This is a genomic window from Parvularcula marina, from assembly GCF_003399445.1.
GTDB classification, from domain to species: Bacteria; Pseudomonadota; Alphaproteobacteria; order Caulobacterales; family Parvularculaceae; genus Parvularcula; species Parvularcula marina.
In genome coordinates this window covers 521530-539496 of sequence record NZ_QUQO01000001.1, presented here as the reverse complement: position 1 = coordinate 539496, position 17967 = coordinate 521530, and the positions used below count along the sequence as shown (strand labels likewise).

Annotated in this window: 18 protein-coding genes and 1 tRNA gene; 8 read left to right on the top strand and 11 right to left on the bottom strand. The window is 58.6% G+C overall.

The window, feature by feature from the left end:
- Positions 1-117 precede the first annotated feature (117 nt).
- Positions 118-1830: a class I adenylate-forming enzyme family protein gene (locus DX908_RS02510; protein WP_233508617.1), complete on the top strand. Its 1713-nt coding sequence runs from the start codon at positions 118-120 to the stop codon at positions 1828-1830.
- 30 nt (positions 1831-1860) lie between these two features.
- Here DX908_RS02510 and DX908_RS02505 read toward each other — a convergent pair whose 3' ends face one another.
- On the bottom strand, positions 1861-2910 hold the full coding sequence (locus DX908_RS02505) for a LysR family transcriptional regulator (RefSeq protein WP_116390881.1): 1050 nt from the start codon (positions 2908-2910) through the stop codon (positions 1861-1863).
- Positions 2911-3007: 97 nt separating this feature from the next.
- Between DX908_RS02505 and DX908_RS02500 the strand changes: the two genes are divergently transcribed.
- Genes DX908_RS02500 through DX908_RS02490 form a run of 3 tightly spaced genes read left to right on the top strand, consistent with a single transcriptional unit; the run spans position 3008 to position 4531 of the window.
- Positions 3008-3607: a hypothetical protein gene (locus DX908_RS02500; protein WP_147303708.1), complete on the top strand. Its 600-nt coding sequence runs from the start codon at positions 3008-3010 to the stop codon at positions 3605-3607.
- Between the two features lies 1 nt (position 3608).
- Positions 3609-4244 (top strand): GNAT family N-acetyltransferase, encoded by a 636-nt coding sequence (locus DX908_RS02495; protein WP_116390879.1) that lies wholly within the window; start codon positions 3609-3611, stop codon positions 4242-4244.
- Positions 4245-4294: 50 nt separating this feature from the next.
- A complete protein-coding gene (locus tag DX908_RS02490) occupies positions 4295-4531 on the top strand; it encodes a hypothetical protein (protein WP_147303707.1) in 237 nt (78 codons plus the stop codon).
- Between the two features lie 150 nt (positions 4532-4681).
- Here the strand turns inward: DX908_RS02490 and DX908_RS02485 are convergent.
- Both DX908_RS02485 and maiA read right to left on the bottom strand, forming a co-directional pair.
- Positions 4682-4757, bottom strand: a tRNA-Thr gene (locus tag DX908_RS02485).
- Positions 4758-4799: 42 nt separating this feature from the next.
- Positions 4800-5447: a maleylacetoacetate isomerase gene (gene maiA / locus DX908_RS02480; protein WP_116390877.1), complete on the bottom strand. Its 648-nt coding sequence runs from the start codon at positions 5445-5447 to the stop codon at positions 4800-4802.
- Positions 5448-5540: 93 nt separating this feature from the next.
- Here maiA and DX908_RS02475 point away from each other — a divergent pair, with 93 nt between their 5' ends.
- Positions 5541-6185 (top strand): GIN domain-containing protein, encoded by a 645-nt coding sequence (locus DX908_RS02475; protein ID WP_116390876.1) that lies wholly within the window; start codon positions 5541-5543, stop codon positions 6183-6185.
- Between the two features lie 57 nt (positions 6186-6242).
- Here DX908_RS02475 and DX908_RS02470 read toward each other — a convergent pair whose 3' ends face one another.
- The 5 genes from DX908_RS02470 to rnr form a co-directional block, all read right to left on the bottom strand.
- Entirely contained in the window at positions 6243-7856 is a 1614-nt protein-coding gene (locus DX908_RS02470) for a TRAP transporter large permease (protein ID WP_116390875.1), read from the bottom strand.
- 1 nt (position 7857) lies between these two features.
- Positions 7858-8460 (bottom strand): TRAP transporter small permease subunit, encoded by a 603-nt coding sequence (locus tag DX908_RS02465; RefSeq protein ID WP_116390874.1) that lies wholly within the window; start codon positions 8458-8460, stop codon positions 7858-7860.
- Positions 8457-8987 carry a hypothetical protein gene (locus DX908_RS02460; RefSeq protein ID WP_116390873.1) on the bottom strand — a complete coding sequence of 177 codons (531 nt, stop codon included), beginning with the start codon at positions 8985-8987 and terminating at the stop codon, positions 8457-8459. The genes DX908_RS02465 and DX908_RS02460 overlap by 4 nt, the downstream gene beginning before the upstream one ends.
- Positions 8984-10111 carry a TRAP transporter substrate-binding protein gene (locus DX908_RS02455; RefSeq protein WP_116390872.1) on the bottom strand — a complete coding sequence of 376 codons (1128 nt, stop codon included), beginning with the start codon at positions 10109-10111 and terminating at the stop codon, positions 8984-8986. The genes DX908_RS02460 and DX908_RS02455 overlap by 4 nt, the downstream gene beginning before the upstream one ends.
- Before the next feature lie 92 nt (positions 10112-10203).
- Positions 10204-12618, bottom strand: coding sequence for a ribonuclease R (rnr, locus tag DX908_RS02450; RefSeq protein WP_116390871.1), 2415 nt, complete (start codon positions 12616-12618; stop codon positions 10204-10206).
- 156 nt (positions 12619-12774) lie between these two features.
- Between rnr and DX908_RS02445 the strand changes: the two genes are divergently transcribed.
- Positions 12775-13983 carry a peptidoglycan DD-metalloendopeptidase family protein gene (locus DX908_RS02445; RefSeq protein ID WP_158548438.1) on the top strand — a complete coding sequence of 403 codons (1209 nt, stop codon included), beginning with the start codon at positions 12775-12777 and terminating at the stop codon, positions 13981-13983.
- A gap of 330 nt (positions 13984-14313) precedes the next feature.
- Here DX908_RS02445 and DX908_RS02440 read toward each other — a convergent pair whose 3' ends face one another.
- Positions 14314-15249 carry a DUF3108 domain-containing protein gene (locus tag DX908_RS02440; protein WP_116390869.1) on the bottom strand — a complete coding sequence of 312 codons (936 nt, stop codon included), beginning with the start codon at positions 15247-15249 and terminating at the stop codon, positions 14314-14316.
- A 222-nt stretch (positions 15250-15471) separates the two neighbouring features.
- On the opposite strand from DX908_RS02440, the gene rpmB reads away from it, so the two are divergent.
- On the top strand, positions 15472-15753 hold the full coding sequence (gene rpmB / locus DX908_RS02435) for a 50S ribosomal protein L28 (protein ID WP_116390868.1): 282 nt from the start codon (positions 15472-15474) through the stop codon (positions 15751-15753).
- Between the two features lie 44 nt (positions 15754-15797).
- Complete coding sequence (locus DX908_RS02430; protein ID WP_116390867.1) at positions 15798-16562, top strand: VUT family protein; 765 nt, start codon at positions 15798-15800, stop codon at positions 16560-16562.
- Here DX908_RS02430 and DX908_RS02425 read toward each other — a convergent pair.
- Both DX908_RS02425 and DX908_RS16225 read right to left on the bottom strand, forming a co-directional pair.
- Positions 16476-17495 carry an esterase-like activity of phytase family protein gene (locus tag DX908_RS02425; protein WP_116390866.1) on the bottom strand — a complete coding sequence of 340 codons (1020 nt, stop codon included), beginning with the start codon at positions 17493-17495 and terminating at the stop codon, positions 16476-16478. The genes DX908_RS02430 and DX908_RS02425 overlap by 87 nt on opposite strands.
- A gap of 294 nt (positions 17496-17789) precedes the next feature.
- A complete protein-coding gene (locus DX908_RS16225) occupies positions 17790-17963 on the bottom strand; it encodes a hypothetical protein (RefSeq protein ID WP_158548437.1) in 174 nt (57 codons plus the stop codon).
- Positions 17964-17967 lie beyond the last annotated feature (4 nt).

Below are 17967 nucleotides of genomic sequence, written 5' to 3'. Positions count from 1 at the left end.
TGGTCATCGCTTTTCATTTCAGCGGTATCTCGTCACCGATAATGACAGAACAGATTTCAGCAAACGCACCTTATTTCTCACGCCAGCACTCTGACATCGGATGAATTCATGCAGGATATGACCGCGCAAAAAATGACCTCCGGCACCGCCAACTATTCGGATCTCATCGCGCAGATGACAGCTCCGGGCAGCCCGTTTGAGTTGGAGGAAGCAGCGCCGGGTCAACTTCGTCGTTTTGCGCAGCGGCCGCAAAATCTTGGCCAGCTCTTCCCGCGAATTGAGGCATATGGCGATCAGGAATGCATTATCTTTGGGGATGCGCGGGTCAGCTACAAAGATTTTGCGTATCGCATCAGGCGATTGGCTGGCGGTTTGTCTGCTATCGGAGAAATCGGTGATCGCGTGGCGATCCTTGGCGCCAATCACCCTGACTGGATCGCAAGCTTCTGGGCGGCTGTCCTTGCCGGGATGACGCCAGTTGCCCTCAATGGCTGGTGGCGCGGGGCGGAGCTTTCGCACGGCCTTCATCTCACCGGTGCCAGTATCCTGATCGGGGATAAAAAGCGTATCGGCAAAATGCCGGCAGAGGTCGCACAAGAAATCCGGGGTCGGCTTTTCATATGGGATGAGCCGGGAGACGAACTTGGCGGTATGGCGCAGCCGCTTTCAGCGCTCTTAGGTGAACCGCTCACCACGCTGCCCGAGCTCGATGAGCATCATCCTGCATCCATGATGTTCACCAGCGGGACGACGGGCAGGGCCAAAGCGGCAGTCATCAGTCACGGGGCCTGGATAGCTGCGAGCATGAATATTGCCCTGACAACAGCTGTTGAACTTGCTCGCGCGCCGCATCTGAATACGGCGACAGGTACGGTAAAACTGTTGGCAAGCCTGCCTTTCTTCCATGTCGGCGGCGGGCAAGGCGCGGTTCTTGGCGGACTGATTGGGGGGCAGACGATCGTCATCCCGCATGGCCGATTTGATGCCGACGATACTTTGCGGATGATTGCGGATGAAAAAATCACAAGATGGTCTGCTGTCCCAGCTATGGTTCACAAGGTCTGCCTGCTGGGTAATCCAGAAGCGCTTGATCTTTCGAGCCTGAATACGCTCGGCTATGGCGCTGCGCCCTCGCATCCCAATTTGCGTGAGCGTGCGCAAGCGCTTTTCCCCTCGCTCGGTGCTGTCAGTAATGCTTACGGACTGACCGAGACTAGCGGGATCATCGCCATGAATACGGGCATCGATCTTGAAAATCATCCGGGGTCGGTTGGCCGCGCCTTCGCCACTGCGGATATCCGGATCGTCGATGAATATGAAGATGAGCTGCCCGTCGGGGAGAAGGGTGAGGTGCAGGTGCGCGGGCCATTCGTGATGTCCGGCTACTGGAACAATCCCGAGGAAACGGCAAAGATGATTTCGCCTGAAGGCTGGCTCCGCACCGGAGATACGGGCCGTCTTGATACGGAAGGGTTTCTCTACCTTTTGGGGCGCAAGAAAGACATCATCATCCGGGGCGGGGAGAATATTTCCGCAGAAGAAGTCGAGCATTGCATCGAAAGCCACCCGGAAGTGAATGAAGTTGCGGTCGTTGCCATGCCAAGCGATCTCTACGGTGAGGAAGTGCGGGCCATTGTCCGCTTGAAACGGGAAGGTACGGTCAATGAAACGGTCCTTCAGGAATGGGTCGGTGGCGCGCTTTCACATTTCAAGATCCCGAGTGTCATCGAGTTTACGGGTAAGCCGCTACCACGCAACGCCGCCGGGAAACTGCTGAAAAACGAGTTGCGGGGTTCTGCGAACAGTCAGTTCGATGAATTCTTTTCGTGAGGGGCCGGCGCGGCTCCTCATATTATCAATTTAAGGCCAAGTCTCGACCATCAGATTGTCCGTCCACGGGCGAGTATCATAGGTTGCAAGCTTTTCTGGTGAGATAAAATCATCAGAAAACCAGGGATATTTCTTGGAATCGAATGACGCGATCAGCCAGTCGATGAAAGCGCGTGCCGGCGGGTAATTGCTGACTTCGTTCCGATAACATAGCCAGATCGGGCGTTGGTGCCGGATATTGCCAGTGGGTGCTGCGACAAGGCCGGTTCGGAAAGCTGTTGCGTAGGTCGGCAGCACAGACAGCATCGCGCCCGTCCGTGCAAGCTGGTAAAGCGCGATCGAGGAGTTCGTCCGCATCGAGATGATGCCGGACGGATCAGTTACGCCATTTGCTTTAAGGAAATCGAGGAAAATCTCTCCATCCGAATGCGCGGCACTCTGATAGGAAAGCTTGTGATTGACCAGCTCTGCGGGGGTCCTGGGCAGGCCATATCGCTGAGCATATTCCTCACTGCCATAAAGCAGGAGGTGGATAGACCCGAGTTTGCGGACCTTAAAGTCCGGCCGGTCTGGTTCATTATACTGAACAATGATGTCCGCATCGTCCTGATCGCGCTCATGGTCATTGAAGACGCAGCGATAATCTAGAACGATGTTCGGGTACTGATCATGAAAGCTTCGCAGCCGCGGGGAGATCCAGAAGGCGCCAAGGCCCTCAGGAAAGCTTGCTGAAACCATGCCGGAGGTCGCGACATTTGTCCGCCGGAAATCACGAGTGATAGCGCCGATTGCATTTGCCGCCTGTTCGGCGCTTTCAAGCGTTTCCTGACCATAGGCCGTCAGCCGGACACCGCTCGATCCCCGAAGGAAGAGCTGCATCCCGAGATAGGCTTCAAGCGCATCGATGCGCTTTCGTATGGTCGCAGTCGTGACGCCCTCGCGTTCGGCGGCAGATTTGATGCTGCCGGCTTTTGCAACTTTTAGGAATGTCTCGACCCACTCCCATGAGAGGGGTTCTGGCTCAATCTTGAGCTCAGTGGGGGGTGATGATTTTTCTCCCACCCCGTGATCACTTGGCATGTCTACCCCCGGCCACAGTTATTCAGCACTATCCTCCCCACTTGTTCCTAGTTCTATCAGACCAGCCATCGCAAGTTTTTACAATGGGATAGCAGAAATGCCGTCGGATTACGCAGCAGTAGTACCAAGACCCAGTAAGTCAGCTGCATTTGGCGGCTGGTTTGGTTGGACACTGATGCCTTTACGGCATTCAGATGATAGCAAGCTTGAAGAACTCTACCTAAACTGGTTCGGAGACCAGAAAGCCCTGACAAAAGGGCTGCCGATCGTTCATCGCTATCGGGATGGCGCGATGAAAATAGTACGGGCTCATCATACCGGCGAAAGCCGGGTCCGCGGCATTACGATCGTGCTGCCGATGAGCGCGAAGGGCGTCAGAGCATTCTGGAATAACGATTTTGATGGTCGGGATATCTCGCAAGAATATCTCGCTGATTCGTTTGCCACCGCTCATGCGCTTTATTGGTGGGTGAGTGTCGCGCCGGGGTCTGCATTGCGCGCGCTCCCCCTCTTACGTTTTGCCCTCTCGCAACCGCCATTTGACGGCAAGGTCACCTACGCCGTGGCGGGCAGCGATGCGGGAATGAGAATACTCACACATCTTGGATTTGAGCCCATGCTTGACGAGGGGGAGCCGCAGGCGGGCACCCGTTTCGTCAGCAATTTTTTTGCAACTCCCGAACGACAACGAGCGTGATATGAGCCTGCCTGCATATGATTCGAGCCGTACCAAACCGATTTTATACGATGGCGTACGGGTTGCCAGGACACTTAATGACCTCCAGGCCGCCTTTGCGGTGCGGACTGCTGTCTATATGGAGGGACAGGACTGTCCCTATAATGAAGAATTTGACGGAAACGATTTTACCGCCACTCACCTTGTCTATTATAAACAGGGAGAGCCGGTCGCGACCGTCCGGATACGTTATTTTGCGGATTTCGTGAAGTTTGAGCGGGTCGCGGTCCTCAAGAGGCACCGGAACTCGCGGGCCGCCTTTATCATGGTCAAGGCCGCGATCGAGTTTGTGCGGAAGAAATCATACACGAAAATCTATGGAACCATCCAGGAAGGTCTGGAAAAGTTCTGGGAATATTTTGGGGGCAGGGCGCTCAACCGTTCGGACAATCTGAAGTTCTCTGAGCGGAGCTACAGCGAGATCCTGATCGAAGTGCCGCCTCATGAGGAACCTCTCAAACTTGAGAGCGATCCGTTCGTGCTCATGGCACCTGAAGGCCAATGGGACATGACGGGAATTCTGGAAAGAAGCGCGGTGCGCGGATCAGTACCATCAGAGCATGTGGCTCGAAAACGAACAGCGGAAAGAGTGCTATGAGTAACAAGATGCAGAGAGAAGCCGCTTTAAGCCAGAGGCTTGAGGGTTTGGTGACGCTCCCCATTCATCATATCGATATCAATGATCTTGATGATGCAGATAAATCAGTGTGCGTGATCATCCGTCTCCTGTCATTCGCCGAGCGAGAGGCAATGGCACTTGGGCTCGAAGATACTCGGGCAACACTTCGGGATGCGTCTGAATCGTTCCTGACCGAGCTGATCTCCATGCATCCGCAATCGGCCAAAAAATTGCTGGAACGGGCGGCTGCGTCCATCGGCAATTGACTGGGAGAGAAGGGCTGGGGGGCCCTTCGATCCTGGGCCAGACATTCCGTGCTTTTGCTTCTCGGAAGGCGGCGCATCCCGCGCTCAAGCAGCGAAGCGGTAGCGCCAAGAGGGTCGACTCAAGGAGCGAAGAGGTAGGTCATTCAGGAATGGTGCCCCCACACGGACTCGAACCGCGGACCTACTGATTACAAATCAGTTGCTCTACCAGCTGAGCTATAGGGGCTGAGCGAGACCTGCTAGTCGTCGTGGCGGTGCCGGTCAAGCATTACGATGGCTTTGCGTCCGCCTGGTTCTCCGGCAGGGCAGCGGCCACTTCCGGCAGCGCGAGCGTTGCTTCCTCGACCCCGAGGATCAGCGGCCAGCGCGCAACATCCACATTGAACCGTCGCGCCGAATAGATTTGCGGGATCAGATAGCATTCCGCCATGCCGGGCCGCCCGCCGAATGAGAACGCGCCGCGCCCCTGATCGGCGCCCAGCAGCGCCTCAAAGGCATCAAACCCTTCGGCGATCCATCTGCCCGCCCAATCATCGACGCCGGATTGCGGCTGGTCGAATTCGTTCTTCAGATGCTTGAGGATCCGCAGATTGTTGAGCGGATGGATATCGCAGCCGACGATCTGGCAGATCTGGCGGACATGGGCGCGCGCCTTCACCCCAGCGGGTAACAACGGGCGGGCCGGGAATTTCTCATCGAGATATTCGAGGATCGCGCCCGACTGGGCGATGGCCGTGCCGTCATCAAGCACCAGCGTCGGCACCAGCCCTTGCGGGTTGTCCGCCATATATTCAGGCGATTTCTGCGCGCCGGTCGTCAGATCGACGGGGATATGCTCGACCTCGATCCCCTTGAGCGCGAGGCCCAGACGGGTGCGATAGGAAGTGCCGGAGCGCCAGTAGCCGTATAATTTCATGGTCTTTTCTCTCCATCACGCGCAATCTCCTTGCAAGCCCGGAAAATGTTCTTATCTTTTATCGATAAAACGGGACGGCAGAGGAGAACGACTATGCGCACCCTTATCGCACTGGCCGCCGCCGCGGCCATGACTACCGGTTGCGTCATCGTGGTCGATGGCGACGACGATGACTGGGACGACGGCAAACGCGACTCATTCCGGATGAATCTGGTCGCGGATTATTCGGGGCCGTTCAAGGCCGCCCAGACGCATGAGCTGTCTTCCTTCGAGAAGATTGACGCATCCGCCGGCACCGACGTCACCGTGGTCCATGGCGACCGCTTTGAGATCCGCCTTGATGACCGGGCGATTGGCCGGACGTCCTATCAGGTACGCGGCAATACGCTGAAGATCTCCTGCGACCGTCCGTGCGGGAATGGCTCACGCGGTTCAGTCGAGGTCATGGCGCCCTCGCTTTCTGCGATCGAGGTCAGTTCCGGCGCGCATCTTGAAGTCAGCGAAGGCTTTGAAGAGTCCCGGCTGAACCTCAGCGCGTCGAGTGGCGCACGTCTTGATGCCTCCATGCTGGCAGCGAACTCGGCCAGTGCCAGCGCCTCGAGCGGGGCTTCGATCCAGCTCTCCGCCTCCGACCATCTCTCGGCGAGCGCGTCGAGCGGCGCGCGGATCCGTTATAATGGCAATCCTGACAGCGTGAATGTCAGCGAAAGCTCCGGCGGGTCGATCAAAAAACACTGACCTGCTCCCCATAAGGATCAAAGGGCGGTGCCTTCCAGTGCCGCCTTTTTTGTATCCTTAATTGCCGTAAATCGCGTGCGGCAGGGCGGTCGCGAGCTGCGGGAACAGTGCGAGGATGCCCAGCATCAGGATCTGGATGAGAACAAAGGGCAGGGCACCCTTGTAGATCTGCATCGTACGGACTTCCGGCGGCGCGACACCGCGTAAATAGAACAGCGCAAAGCCGAAGGGCGGGGTCAGGAAGCTCGTTTGTAAATTCACCGCCAGCATGACGCCGAGCCAGATCGGATCGAGCCCCATGGTCAGGAGCGCGGGCGCGACAAGTGGGATCGCCACCAGCGTGATCTCGATGAAGTCGAGGAAAAATCCGAGCACGAACAGGACCAGCATGACGACGATCATTGCGCCGACGACACCGCCGGGGGTCTGGCTGAGTGCGGCGGCAATCGTGTCATCACCGCCAAGGCCACGGAAGACGAGGCTGAAGAGGGCCGCTCCGATCAGGATCGTGAAGACCATGCCGTTGACTTCCGCGGTCTTGGTCAGAACCGGCCAGAGGACGGAGCGTTTGAGAAGCGACAAGCCGGCGCAAAGGATGCCTGCCGCCAGCACGGCGCAGGCGATGAAGGCGAGCACGATACCAGTCTGTTCGATCCCGCTGATCACGTCCCGCCCGAGCCGGAGGTCGATTGTCTCATTGAGGATGACCAGCACGACGATGGCGAGGATACCTGCCATCGATAACAAACGCGCGAACCCCTGCGCCATGTCACGGCGACTGCCTGCGATCAGTAGCGCACCGATGGCGCCGATAGAGGCGGCCTCAGTTGCGGTTGCCTTGCCGGCAAGGATCGAGCCGAGAACGGCGATGATCAGGAGTAGTGGCGGGATCAGCGTACCGAGCAGTTTCGGGCCGATTTCGCTCAAGACGATATGCTCATTTGCGGGGACCGCCGGGGCTTTGCTGCCGCGAAAGAGCGCCACACCGCCGATATAAAGAAGATAGATGACGACCAGCAGCAGGCCGGGGATCAGCGCGCCAGCAAAAAGGTCGCCGACCGACACGGCGCGAGGCGCGAAAATCCCCTGCGCGAGCTGGCTTTCCTGATAGGCATTGGAGATGACATCACCGAGCAGGATGAGAACGATCGAGGGCGGGATGATCTGCCCCAGCGTTCCGGCAGCGGCAATCGTGCCGCTGGCGAGACCCGGATCATATCCTCGCTTGAGCATGGTCGGCAGAGAGAGAAGCCCCATGGTGACGACGGTCGCGCCGACAATGCCGGTGGAGGCGGCGAGCAGTGCGCCTACCAGCATGACCGAAATTCCGAGCCCGCCGCGCATGGCACCGAAGAGCTTTGCCATTGTGTCGAGCAATTCCTCGGCGATTTTCGAGCGCTCAAGGATCACCCCCATCAGGATGAACATGGGCAGCGCCAGCAGCACCTGATTATTTACGATACCGAAGATGCGGATCGGGAAGGGCTCGGCGATGAAGGCCGGATCGAAGGCACCGACCGCCAGGCCGAGCAGGCCATAAAGGAGCGCGACCCCAGCGAGAGTAAAAGCTGCCGGAAACCCTGCGAGTAGGAGCACGCAGAGCGTAATCACCATCGCGATATCGAGCCAGTTCGCGCAGGCGCAGAAACAGAGGATCAGATTGTCCACCATCTCACACCTCGCCCGGATCATATTCGCTGTGGAAGGCGGGGTTGAGGTGACGCTCGATCGCCACGGTTGCGGCCATGATCAGCAGGCTGCCGAAGGCGGGCACGAGTGATTTCAGAAGAAACACCCCCTGAATGCCGCTTGGATCATTCGAGCCTTCAAAATTCGCCCAGCTTGCGGCGACGTAAGGGCCGGAGGCCCAGAGGATCAGAAAGCCGACAGGGATGACGAAAAGATAGAGCCCGAGAATATTGACGAGGCGCTGTCTGCGTTCGGACCATTTGGCGTAAAAGACATCGACCCTGACATGCGCATCCATCAGAAGGATCGCCCCGCCGGCGAGGAGGAACATCAGGCCGAAGAAGTAGATTGCGCTCTCCTGCAGCCAGATGAAGTTCACTCCGAAAAGGTTGCGGGTAATGACGGCGGCAAGCTGGGCCAGCGCGACACATGCGCCGCATACGGCCGAGATGAAGAACGCCGCCTTGACGATCCATTCAAGGATTTTGACAAAATTATGGATGGGTCTGCGCAAGAGACCGGTCGCGCCTGCCAGCGGCAGCAGGGAGATCAGCCCCATCACAATCAGCAAAATCATCAGGATCATGTCGCCATCTCCGGCAACAGGGTCAGTCCAAAGAAGAAGAGATTATTGAGCGCATGAAGGAGAGTAACAACGCCAAACGCTTGCCCCATGCCGCCTTTTTCATCCCATGCCAGATAGGCAATTGAGAAGATGAAGAACGCCCAAGCGATGCCTATGCCCCAGATGGGTACTTGAAGAGAATGGAGCGCAATCCAGAACACGACTTGTCCGACGACGAGCCCCCAATAGGGAAGCTTCATCTTGCGAAGGCCCCAGAACACAGCCGCCATCATCAGCGTTTCAATAACCGGCGCGAGGATGACGACGGAAACCGCTGTGAAGATCGTCATCATTAATGGAGAGAGGCCAGGAATTTCCTCTGACAGGATATCGTCATAACCTGCATCCACGCCGAGCGCGCTGACGATGTAGGCGAGAAGTCCGGATATGATCAGGGCCGGGATGATGATAATCGGCAAGACGCGCAGCACATACGCTGCGACATTTGGCTCAGCGCGGCGAACGGTACGTATAAGAGCGCCGATCATTCTCCGATCAACTCCCGGCGGGCGGCCATATAGGCTTCGTCAGAAATGGCATTCCATTTGAGCGACTGGCGCAGGCTCTCGGCAAAGCTCGCATGAATGCGCCCTGCAATGTCAGAGGACGCTGCAATCTCTTCGAGCACTTCGCGGGTGGCGGCGGCGAGGGCCGCTAGAATGTCGGGCGGCATCCGCCGCAGCTGGACATTATGCTCCTTGACCAGAATATCGAGCGCCTTGCCGTTCTGGGCCTGAAACTGGCCGATGGAGAGGTGGTTGGCGGCGCGGCAGGCATTGCGGATGATCGCCTTTTCCTGCGCCGTCATGTCATTCCAGACATCCAAATTCATACCTAAGGAAAGCTGGGCGCCGGGCTCATGGAAGCCGGGCCAGTAATAATAGGGTGCCTCGCGGTAAAAGCCGAAAGCAAGGTCATTCCATGGGCCGACCCATTCGGTAGCGTCAATCGCCCCTGATTGCAGGGACTGGTATAACTCCCCGCCCGGAATGGTGACGGCGGCGGCACCCGCGCGGCGCATGACTTCGCCGCCAATTCCGGGCATACGGATTTTCAGTCCCCGGAGGTCATCAAGCGTGTTGATCTCGCGTTTGAACCAGCCGCCCATCTGGTGACCGGTATTGCCCGCCGCAAAGGGCTTGATGTTGAAGCCCGCAGCCAGTTCATCCCACAGCTCCTGACCGCCTGCCGCCTCGAACCAGGCAATCTGCTCGACGGCGGTCATGCCAAAGGGGACAGCGGTGAAATAAGGATAGGCGCGGGACTTGCCGGTCCAATAATAATCCGCCCCGTGATACATATCGGCGCTACCGCCTGAGACGGCATCGAAGCTGTCAAAGGCGCCGACCAGCTCGCCCGCCGCATAGAGTTTGACGGTGAGGGCGCCGCCCGACATCTGCTCGATCATCTGAGCCGTGGTCTCCGCCGCATCGCCAAGGCCGGGGAAATCCTTTGGCCAGGTCGTGACCATCTTGAGTTCGCGCGAGCGGACCCCGCCGCCAGAGGCTGTGCCGGTCGCCGGTCCGCCGCAGCGATCCGCGCAGTCGCAGCCAGCGAGCATCGCGGTCGACCCCAATGCGCCTGTTGTCAGAAACTTGCGGCGTGAAAACATGCCTTGCCCCTCCGTCAGAGCGGCGCTTCCGGCCGCTTTAGTGGCGCAGACATTGGGGCAATCGCCGCGCGGCGTCCAGCGGGCAGGCGGCGTCAGTTTTTACCGCGTGGCCGGGGCGGGGAGGCTTTGCGGGACTTGGTTGTCTTTTTCTTCTTGGGCCGTCTCTTGATCGTCGCGCCGGGCAGGCTCTCTTCAAGGTGCGGCGCGCTGGCCTTCTTCTTGGGATGCGTGGTCGCATCGCCCGCATCTTTGCGGCGCGCGGGCTTGGTCGATTTGCGGGTCTTGGAGGGATGCGCCTTCGAATGGGGTTTCGGCTTGCCGCCCGGTTTGACGGATTTCTTTCTCTTATGGGGCGGCGCGAAGCTGTCATCAGGCTCAGTGAGCATCAGGAAACGAAGCCCGCCCTGAACGGGGGTCACTTCCTCCAGCCGCACATGGACGCGCTGGCCGATATGGTATCGCGCGCCGGTCTGCTGACCGATCAAGGCGCGGGCATCCTCGTCATGGATAAAGTAATCTGAGCGCAGGGTCCGCATCGGTACGAAACCATCCGCGCCCGTCTCATCGAGCGCAACGAACAGCCCCGCGCGGGTGACGCCTGAGATGCGTCCGGGGAATTCGCTGCCGATCTCTTCTTCAAGATAGGACGCAAGATACCGGTCCTGCGTTGAGCGCTCGGCATTGATCGCTCGGCGTTCGGTGCCGGAGATATGCTCGGCAACGCTGTCGAGCCGCGCTTCGTCCTCAGAGCGTGCGCCGCCGGGGCCAAGCCCAAGCCCTGTGACCATCGCGCGGTGGACGACAAGGTCCGCATAGCGCCGGATTGGCGAAGTGAAATGCGCATAGCGCGCAAGGTTCAGCCCGAAATGCCCCTGATTCTCGGTCGAATAGATCGCTTGCATCTGGGTACGGAGGATTGCCATCGAGACAAGCTCGATCTCATCCTTCTCGCGCGCCTTCGAAAGGATCCGGTTAAAGGCCTGCGGGGTCAGCACTTGTCCATCTGGCAGGGAATAGCCCATGCTCTCAAGATAGGTCTTGAGGCCCTCCAGCCGTTCGGGGTCCGGTTCCTGATGGACCCGGTAGATCAGCGGCTGGCGCGCCTTCTCCAGCGTCTCGGCGGCGCAGACATTGGCCGCGACCATCATCGTCTCGATCAGCCGGTGCGCTTCGAGCCGGTCCTTGACCCGCACGCCCGTCACCCGGCCGTCAGCGCCCAGAACGATCTGCCGCTCGGGCATATCAAGATCTAGGGAGGGCTTGGCCTCGCGCGCTTTGGTCATCGCCCGCCAGACATCCCATAGGGGATCGATCACATTCTCTTTGAGATCCGCCGTCCGGTCCGTGACATCACCGTCCGCGGCGGCCTGCGCCTCTTCATAGGCAAGCCCCGCCCGGCAGTTGATCTTGGCCCGGAAGAAACGGTGGGAATGCTTCCGCCCTGACTGCGCGATCAGCATCTCACAGCACATGGAGGTGCGATCCTCCCCGGCTTTGAGAGAGCAGAGCCCGTTCGAGAGCGCCTCGGGCAGCATCGGGACGACCCGGTCGATCAAGTAAACCGAATTGCCGCGCTTCTCGGCTTCCTTGTCGAGGGCCGTGCCCGGCCGGACGAACCATGAGACATCGGCGATGGCAACGATCAGCCGCCAGCCTTTCTCGGTCTTCTCCACAAAGACCGCATCGTCATGGTCTTTGGCTTCCTTCGGATCGATCGTGATGAAGGGAAGGGCGGTCAGATCCTCATAATGTTTGTCATCGGGCAGGGTCTGGCTTTCCGCCTCGGCGACGACCCGGTCGGGGAACTCAATCGGTATGTCATTCTCGGCGAGCGCGATCAGTGACCAGTTCTTCTGCTCATCCATGCCGCCGACAACGGAGACGATGCGGCCCCGTTTCGGGCCATAGCCGCGCTTGTTCAGCGGCTCGGTCCAGACAAGATCGCCATCCTGCGCTTTGCCTTTATCCGCATCGTGAATATCGAGGCTCGAGCCGGCCTTCCGGCTGACAGGATCGACATAGCCATGCCGCCTTCCGCGCCGGTAGATGCCGAGCATCCGGCTCGCGCCGCGCCCGATTCGCTTGATGGGTTTGGTAAGAAAGCCGCCATCGCCGTCTTCCTTCAGCCGCCCGAGAAAGCGGTCCCCCACACCGAGAGGCGGCTTTTCCTTGGCCGCTTCGCCTACGGGCAGGCGGATATGCGTGCATTCTGGCGCATCGCCCGTGACGGGGACGCAAACGAGATCGCCTTCCGAATCACTCCCCGTAATGTCGAGAACGACGACAGGGGGCAGACCGCCGGATGCTTTCACCCGGATCCTGCGCCCTTCAAGCGCGATCTCACCTTTATCTTCCATCTCCTTGAGGAGTGCGCGCAAATCCCGCCTGTCCGCACCCTTGATCGTAAAGGCGTCGGCAATGTCCTTGCGGGTTACAGAGCCGCTGCCCCGCTCGGCGGTCTCCCTGATAAAGGTGAGGATGTCTGAAGGATCGGGCAGGTTTGTCATTATCTATCTCTGACCATGCTCCGGCCGGATTGTCACATGGAGAAGCGGGTGGGGGATAAGGTTTCGGGCCCATAACCCTAACATTAGGAGAATGTTAACAGGCCCACCGCCATGGTCTGTTCACTTTCGATTCACCAAGACTCTGGAGTGACACCCATGCGTTCATCTACCCTCGCCCTGGCAAGTATTTCTCTTGTCGCACTCGCAGGGGCAGCCGTGGCGAGCGCTGCGGTCGCTGAAGAAATCCCTGCCGCCTACCGCACGACGGCATCCTCCCCCGTGATTGAGAAAACGGTCATCATGGTCCAGCCGGGTGATACGGTTTACGCGCTTGGCCGCCGTTACGGTGTGAAGCCGACCGACATCATCGCGCTCAACGATATTCCGGCACCGTATCATCTCGCCGTCGGCGAAGAGATCATCCTGCCGCAGAAGCTTCAAAAAATGGCAGCCCCGCTGCCGCAGCCGGTCAGCACCGGCCCGATCTCGGGTCAGTCCGCGCTGCCTGCTTCCCCGGCACCCCTCAAAAAGGATGTGCAGATGATCCAGGCGTCCGCCACATCTGCGCCGACCCAACTTGAGTATTCAACGGTTGCGGCAGTACCTGAAAAACTGCCGCCCGCTGTCGAGCGCCTCGATGCGATCTACACGGTGCGTCCGGGCGACACGATGTATTCGCTGTCACGTCGTTTTGAGATCGGTCTCGAAGAACTCGCCGCCGCCAATAATGTGCCGGCACCTTACACACTGTCCGTCAGCCAGCGTCTGATTATTCCCGGTGCAATGACCGCGCCTGAAACGATCCAGACCGAAACAGCTCCGGCCCCAGCCGAGCAGCTTGCGTCACTTGAGACCTCCGAAGAGGCCCAGATGGCGGCTCGCGAACTCGGTGTTGTTCCGGCTGTCGCTGATAGCTCGGATACCGAAGACAATGCGATCCTGATCTCTAAGACCGGCGACAGCCGTTTTTCCTGGCCGATCCGGGGCGCGATCATCGAAGGCTATGGCACGACCAAGGAAGGTCTGCGCAATGACGGTATCAACATTGCCGCCCCGATCGGGGCCCCGATCCGGGCCGCTGCCGATGGCGAAGTGATCTATACCGGCGCGGAGCTTGACGGTTACGGCAATCTCCTCCTTGTCCGTCATATTGACGGCTGGGTTTCGGCTTATGCCCATACCGACTCGATTATGGTCAAGAAGGGCGACATGGTCCGTCAGGGTCAGGTCGTTGCAAAAGTCGGCCGCACGGGCTCTGTCGAGGCCCCCCAGCTTCACTTCGAGCTTCGCCACGAACTCCAGCCCCGCGACCCGCTGGCCGCGCTTGAGGGCCGGGACATCATGGCGGCCTCTTATACTCAGTAAGCCTGCACAAACTCCCTGAGTGTGCGTAGCGAGTAGAGTTAAGTTTCCAAATCAACAGACGACTGCGGGTCCTTCGGGACCCGCTTTTTTTTTGTGCGGTGGGCAGGAGCAGTGTCGAATGCTCCCCCGCTCATCCCCGCGCAGGCGGGGATCTGCCTCTGAGGCGCTGATCTCTCAATCCTGAAGAGCACAAGGACGAAACCAACCTTCGTCACTTAAGACCGGATGCCCGCCTGCGCGGGCATGAGCGGAGGGATGGGGAGCGTGCGGCGGAACGCTAAAAGCGATCCGCCGAACAGGAGCCTAAGTGCAGTGGACTGAGCGTCGCACTTACATATCCCCCAGATTGACTGACCTGCCATCGGCGGCGGTGATCGTCGGGTTCTCGCCCTCGAGCCAGGCGGTGAAGAGGCCCTGCTTGGCGCGGATCATCACCGGCACATAGGCCATTTCATCGCTGCGGAAGGCTTGCGGCACATCAACGAGATAAACCCAGACATCGCCATCGACATCGCCGCGCTTGTCCTCGCGATAACCGGCGATCTTCTCCTGATACAGTCGGCACTTATAGGCCGTACCCCGATAAACATTGTTGCCGCGCCGTTTGAGCTTCTCTGTGCCCTCGCTTTTCAGGACGAGGCGGAAGAGGCGGCGGCCATCAAAGACCTCAACGGTCCGGTCGCAGGGGTTCTTGCCTTTATTATTGTCAAGAAAGCCGAGCGCGAGCAGGCCCGCCATCGGATCGACGGCATTAAGCGCGATCTGCTCCCCCACCGGCTGGTGAAAGGTATAGACCGGGCTCGTCCACAGATGCATGCGCCGGTCGCCATTGCGACGGAAGATCTCGACATATTGCTGGTCGTCTTCGGCTTCATAATCGTGGTTGAAATAATAGTGCTCAGCGATTCGGCCGTTCTCGCCGAAACTGCCGCGCGCTTTCGAGGTCGCCTCGGCATCGGAGAACCAGCGGGCGACCCCTTTCTGCTCCATTTTATAGAAGACAGAGTAGTTTTCGTCCGATGCGGAGACATCGAGGAAGACCCGGCCGACATCGAATCCCGCAATCTCGCCCTTGAACCGCGCACTATAGGTCAGTCCGCCTGACGGTTCGGGAACCGGCATATAGGGCAGGGCGGTTGGCGATGGATCAACGGCAAACAATTCGCGCCATTCGCGAGTCCCCTGATCAGGATAGTCTTCAGCGAATGCAGGCGATGCTGCTGTAATAAAACATAACAGTGCGTGAATACTGTAAGTATTTTTCACGACCGTCTCCCTTTAACTTCAAATCTTGCCCCGGGCCTAACATCTTCATTTGAAAGAGGCACCTTACGGTTCGGCAGGTTCAGCGCGCGGCCTTATCATTTTGGGACTGATGGAGAAATGATAAGTCTTTCTTGACGGCGAGGTTTCTCTCGGGTAGCCCCCGCCATTCCGAATTCCGACAACCCACGGGCCTTTGCGCCCGCCCGTTAAGAGGTACGCCCCATGTCTCGTGTCTGCGAGTTCACCGGCAAACGGCCGATGTCAGGCCATAACGTGTCGCACGCGAACAACAAGACCAAGCGCCGGTTCGAACCGAACCTGTGCAACGTCACGCTTGAGAGCGAAAAGCTCGAGCGCCGCTTCAAGTTCCGCATTTCGGCCCATGCGCTGCGCTCTGTCGACCATGTCGGCGGGCTCGACGCTTTCCTGCTGAAAGCCAAGGAAGACGTCCTGTCAGACAAGGCGCGCAAGTTGAAGCGTGAGATTGTCGCCGCGACTGCCTGAACCGGCTTGCCCGTTCCGGCGCGGCAATTGCAAGATAGGCGGGTATGACCGCCACGGATTTCACCATTGATGATACGTCCGATAGCGAGGGAGCCAAAAGCTCCCCGCGTGTCGTTGAGCGTTATCGTGCCCAGGAGCTGACCACCGGCTACCGGTTGCAGATGCTGTTCGGCCGGGTTGCCGACCGCGTCGTCTCTGCCGCTGGCGTGGCGCTCCTCTTTCTGCCCTTCCTGATTGGCGGGCTCCTTCTCGCTGACATTCCCGCAAAGCTCTTTGATGGCTGGACGAGCGTTGAGAGCCTCAAGCCGAGCCAGTGGCTTTCACGCGGCGACCTCTTCTTTACTGCCGGGATCTTCCTGCTGGTTCTTCTGACCCGCCGGCATGGGGGCCGCGTTGCGCATCAGGCATTGGCGCTCGCTTGGACGGCAGCGATCATCCTGACGCTCCTGATGCTGATTTATCTTGCGCCGACCCTCCAGCAATCCGACTTCCCCAATGGCCGTTACATGCTGGGGCTGGTCTCGGGCTGGTATGCCGGGGCGCATGTGGCCGTGGCGATCTATGACCTGACGCGTGGCAGCCGCTGGTGGCGCCCGCCCTTCCTTGCCCTGGCAGGCGGGCTGGGCGTTCAGTCGATGATCTATTTCTTCGTGGTCTATGCTGCGACAGGCGCGCCCTGGGTCTACTGGGTGGGCACGAACTTCATGCTCCAGCTTGTGATGTCAGTGGTCTTTGTCGGCCTCTACCGCACCTTGCGGCACAGCTTCCGACCGCGCTCGGGCCGCGTTTCGGGCTATGGCGGACGCTGAGCATCTCGCCTCATCGATCCGGAACCCCATCACCACGGTCTGCTGTAATCGATTGTAATTGTCGTCCGAAATCATTTGGGCGAGGAGGGCGCCATCAGCGCGGCGCTCCATCTGTAGCCCCTCCATATTGTCGACGCCATTAAGGGCGGAGAGCCGGACCATCTCATCGCCTTCCATCACCGCGCCTTCGTAAAGGTCAGGGGCGGCCACGCGGGCCAGCCGGGCGCGAGGCCCCCGCATTCTTGAGAAGGCCCGTTCAAGAACAAAGAGATCGCCGGTTTTAGGATCGACACTGACGTCCGTGACATTGAAATCCGCGCCGGGACGGTAGGAAGTTTCAACCGCTTCCCAGCGGTCACCCTCCCGCGTCAGAAGAACGACGTGAGCGAGACCGTCCTCATCCTTGCCCTCGCTGATTGCCAGCAACCGGCCGTCTTTCAGCTCCGTCAGCGCCTCGAACCCCTGATTGGGTTTGAGGCGTTTACTGGTCTCCTCATAGAGCGGGAAATCCTCCGTCCACCCCTTGTCGGTGATGCGGAAGCGGGAGATACGGTGTTTACGTTCGAGGCTGACAATCGCGCCGCTGCCGTAAAGGGCCAGCCCTTCGCTGTCGCCTCGGCTCTTGGCGAGATGCTCGCCCTTTTTGTTGGTAAGGGGGAGGCGGCTGAGGTCTTTCAGCCCCCGGATGAAGCCGTCCTCATTGCGGATCACTTCCCCCGAATAGGCAAGGGCGTCATCGCCGATCAGCGTGATCTGGTCGCCGTCAATGCGCATGGCGGAAAGCCCGCCAATGACGGGTTCACCTTCAAGCGAGATACCGCTTTCGAACTGCGTGCAGCCGAGCCTTCCCGAAAGGTCATTGGGAAACGGGTTCGCAACGACATCGATGACTGTCGGCTGGGCAGCGAGGAGGAGGGCGAGAAACGGGCTCATCTAATATTCAACAACACAAATAATAATGCATCAGAAATCATCCTCTACAGGAAGCCAAGGATGCCGTCGAAGACCTTAGTTCCCAGCAAATATCCTAATCCACTTCCTACACTACTGGCTAAAATCGTAAAAAAAACCACATAAAGCATCGCTTCCCTGTGCGATTCATCAATTTGAATGTTGAGAAAACCTAGACTAGATAAAAATACTACAACACCGAAAATTTGAGCAACAAATACTACGCATAGAACTCTAAGAAATAAGCGCAAATTCATCATAACAAATCATCCTCACTCAACAACAATAATGTTCTATTTCCGGCGGTTCATCCAAAGGAATTTCATCATCAGAGGGATCATCGCGCCCCTCTTCATCCCCATTTCTGAAATCCTCGAAGACGTCTTCGAATAACTCCTTAACTCCCAGCTCACCAATACCCAACTCAGGGATGCGCACAACCACGCTCAAAGCG

What these genes read in the sequence shown, in the direction of transcription:
- DX908_RS02510 (WP_233508617.1), top strand. Translation starts at nt 118, where the DNA reads ATGACCGCGCAAAAAATGACCTCCGGCACCGCCAACTATTCGGATCTC.
- DX908_RS02505 (WP_116390881.1), bottom strand. Translation starts at nt 2,910, where the DNA reads ATGCCAAGTGATCACGGGGTGGGAGAAAAATCATCACCCCCCACTGAG.
- DX908_RS02500 (WP_147303708.1), top strand. Translation starts at nt 3,008, where the DNA reads ATGCCGTCGGATTACGCAGCAGTAGTACCAAGACCCAGTAAGTCAGCT.
- DX908_RS02495 (WP_116390879.1), top strand. Translation starts at nt 3,609, where the DNA reads ATGAGCCTGCCTGCATATGATTCGAGCCGTACCAAACCGATTTTATAC.
- maiA (WP_116390877.1), bottom strand. Translation starts at nt 5,447, where the DNA reads ATGAAATTATACGGCTACTGGCGCTCCGGCACTTCCTATCGCACCCGT.
- DX908_RS02475 (WP_116390876.1), top strand. Translation starts at nt 5,541, where the DNA reads ATGCGCACCCTTATCGCACTGGCCGCCGCCGCGGCCATGACTACCGGT.
- DX908_RS02470 (WP_116390875.1), bottom strand. Translation starts at nt 7,856, where the DNA reads ATGGTGGACAATCTGATCCTCTGTTTCTGCGCCTGCGCGAACTGGCTC.
- DX908_RS02465 (WP_116390874.1), bottom strand. Translation starts at nt 8,460, where the DNA reads ATGATCCTGATGATTTTGCTGATTGTGATGGGGCTGATCTCCCTGCTG.
- DX908_RS02460 (WP_116390873.1), bottom strand. Translation starts at nt 8,987, where the DNA reads ATGATCGGCGCTCTTATACGTACCGTTCGCCGCGCTGAGCCAAATGTC.
- DX908_RS02455 (WP_116390872.1), bottom strand. Translation starts at nt 10,111, where the DNA reads ATGTTTTCACGCCGCAAGTTTCTGACAACAGGCGCATTGGGGTCGACC.
- rnr (WP_116390871.1), bottom strand. Translation starts at nt 12,618, where the DNA reads ATGACAAACCTGCCCGATCCTTCAGACATCCTCACCTTTATCAGGGAG.
- DX908_RS02445 (WP_158548438.1), top strand. Translation starts at nt 12,775, where the DNA reads ATGCGTTCATCTACCCTCGCCCTGGCAAGTATTTCTCTTGTCGCACTC.
- rpmB (WP_116390868.1), top strand. Translation starts at nt 15,472, where the DNA reads ATGTCTCGTGTCTGCGAGTTCACCGGCAAACGGCCGATGTCAGGCCAT.
- DX908_RS02430 (WP_116390867.1), top strand. Translation starts at nt 15,798, where the DNA reads ATGACCGCCACGGATTTCACCATTGATGATACGTCCGATAGCGAGGGA.
- DX908_RS02425 (WP_116390866.1), bottom strand. Translation starts at nt 17,495, where the DNA reads ATGAGCCCGTTTCTCGCCCTCCTCCTCGCTGCCCAGCCGACAGTCATC.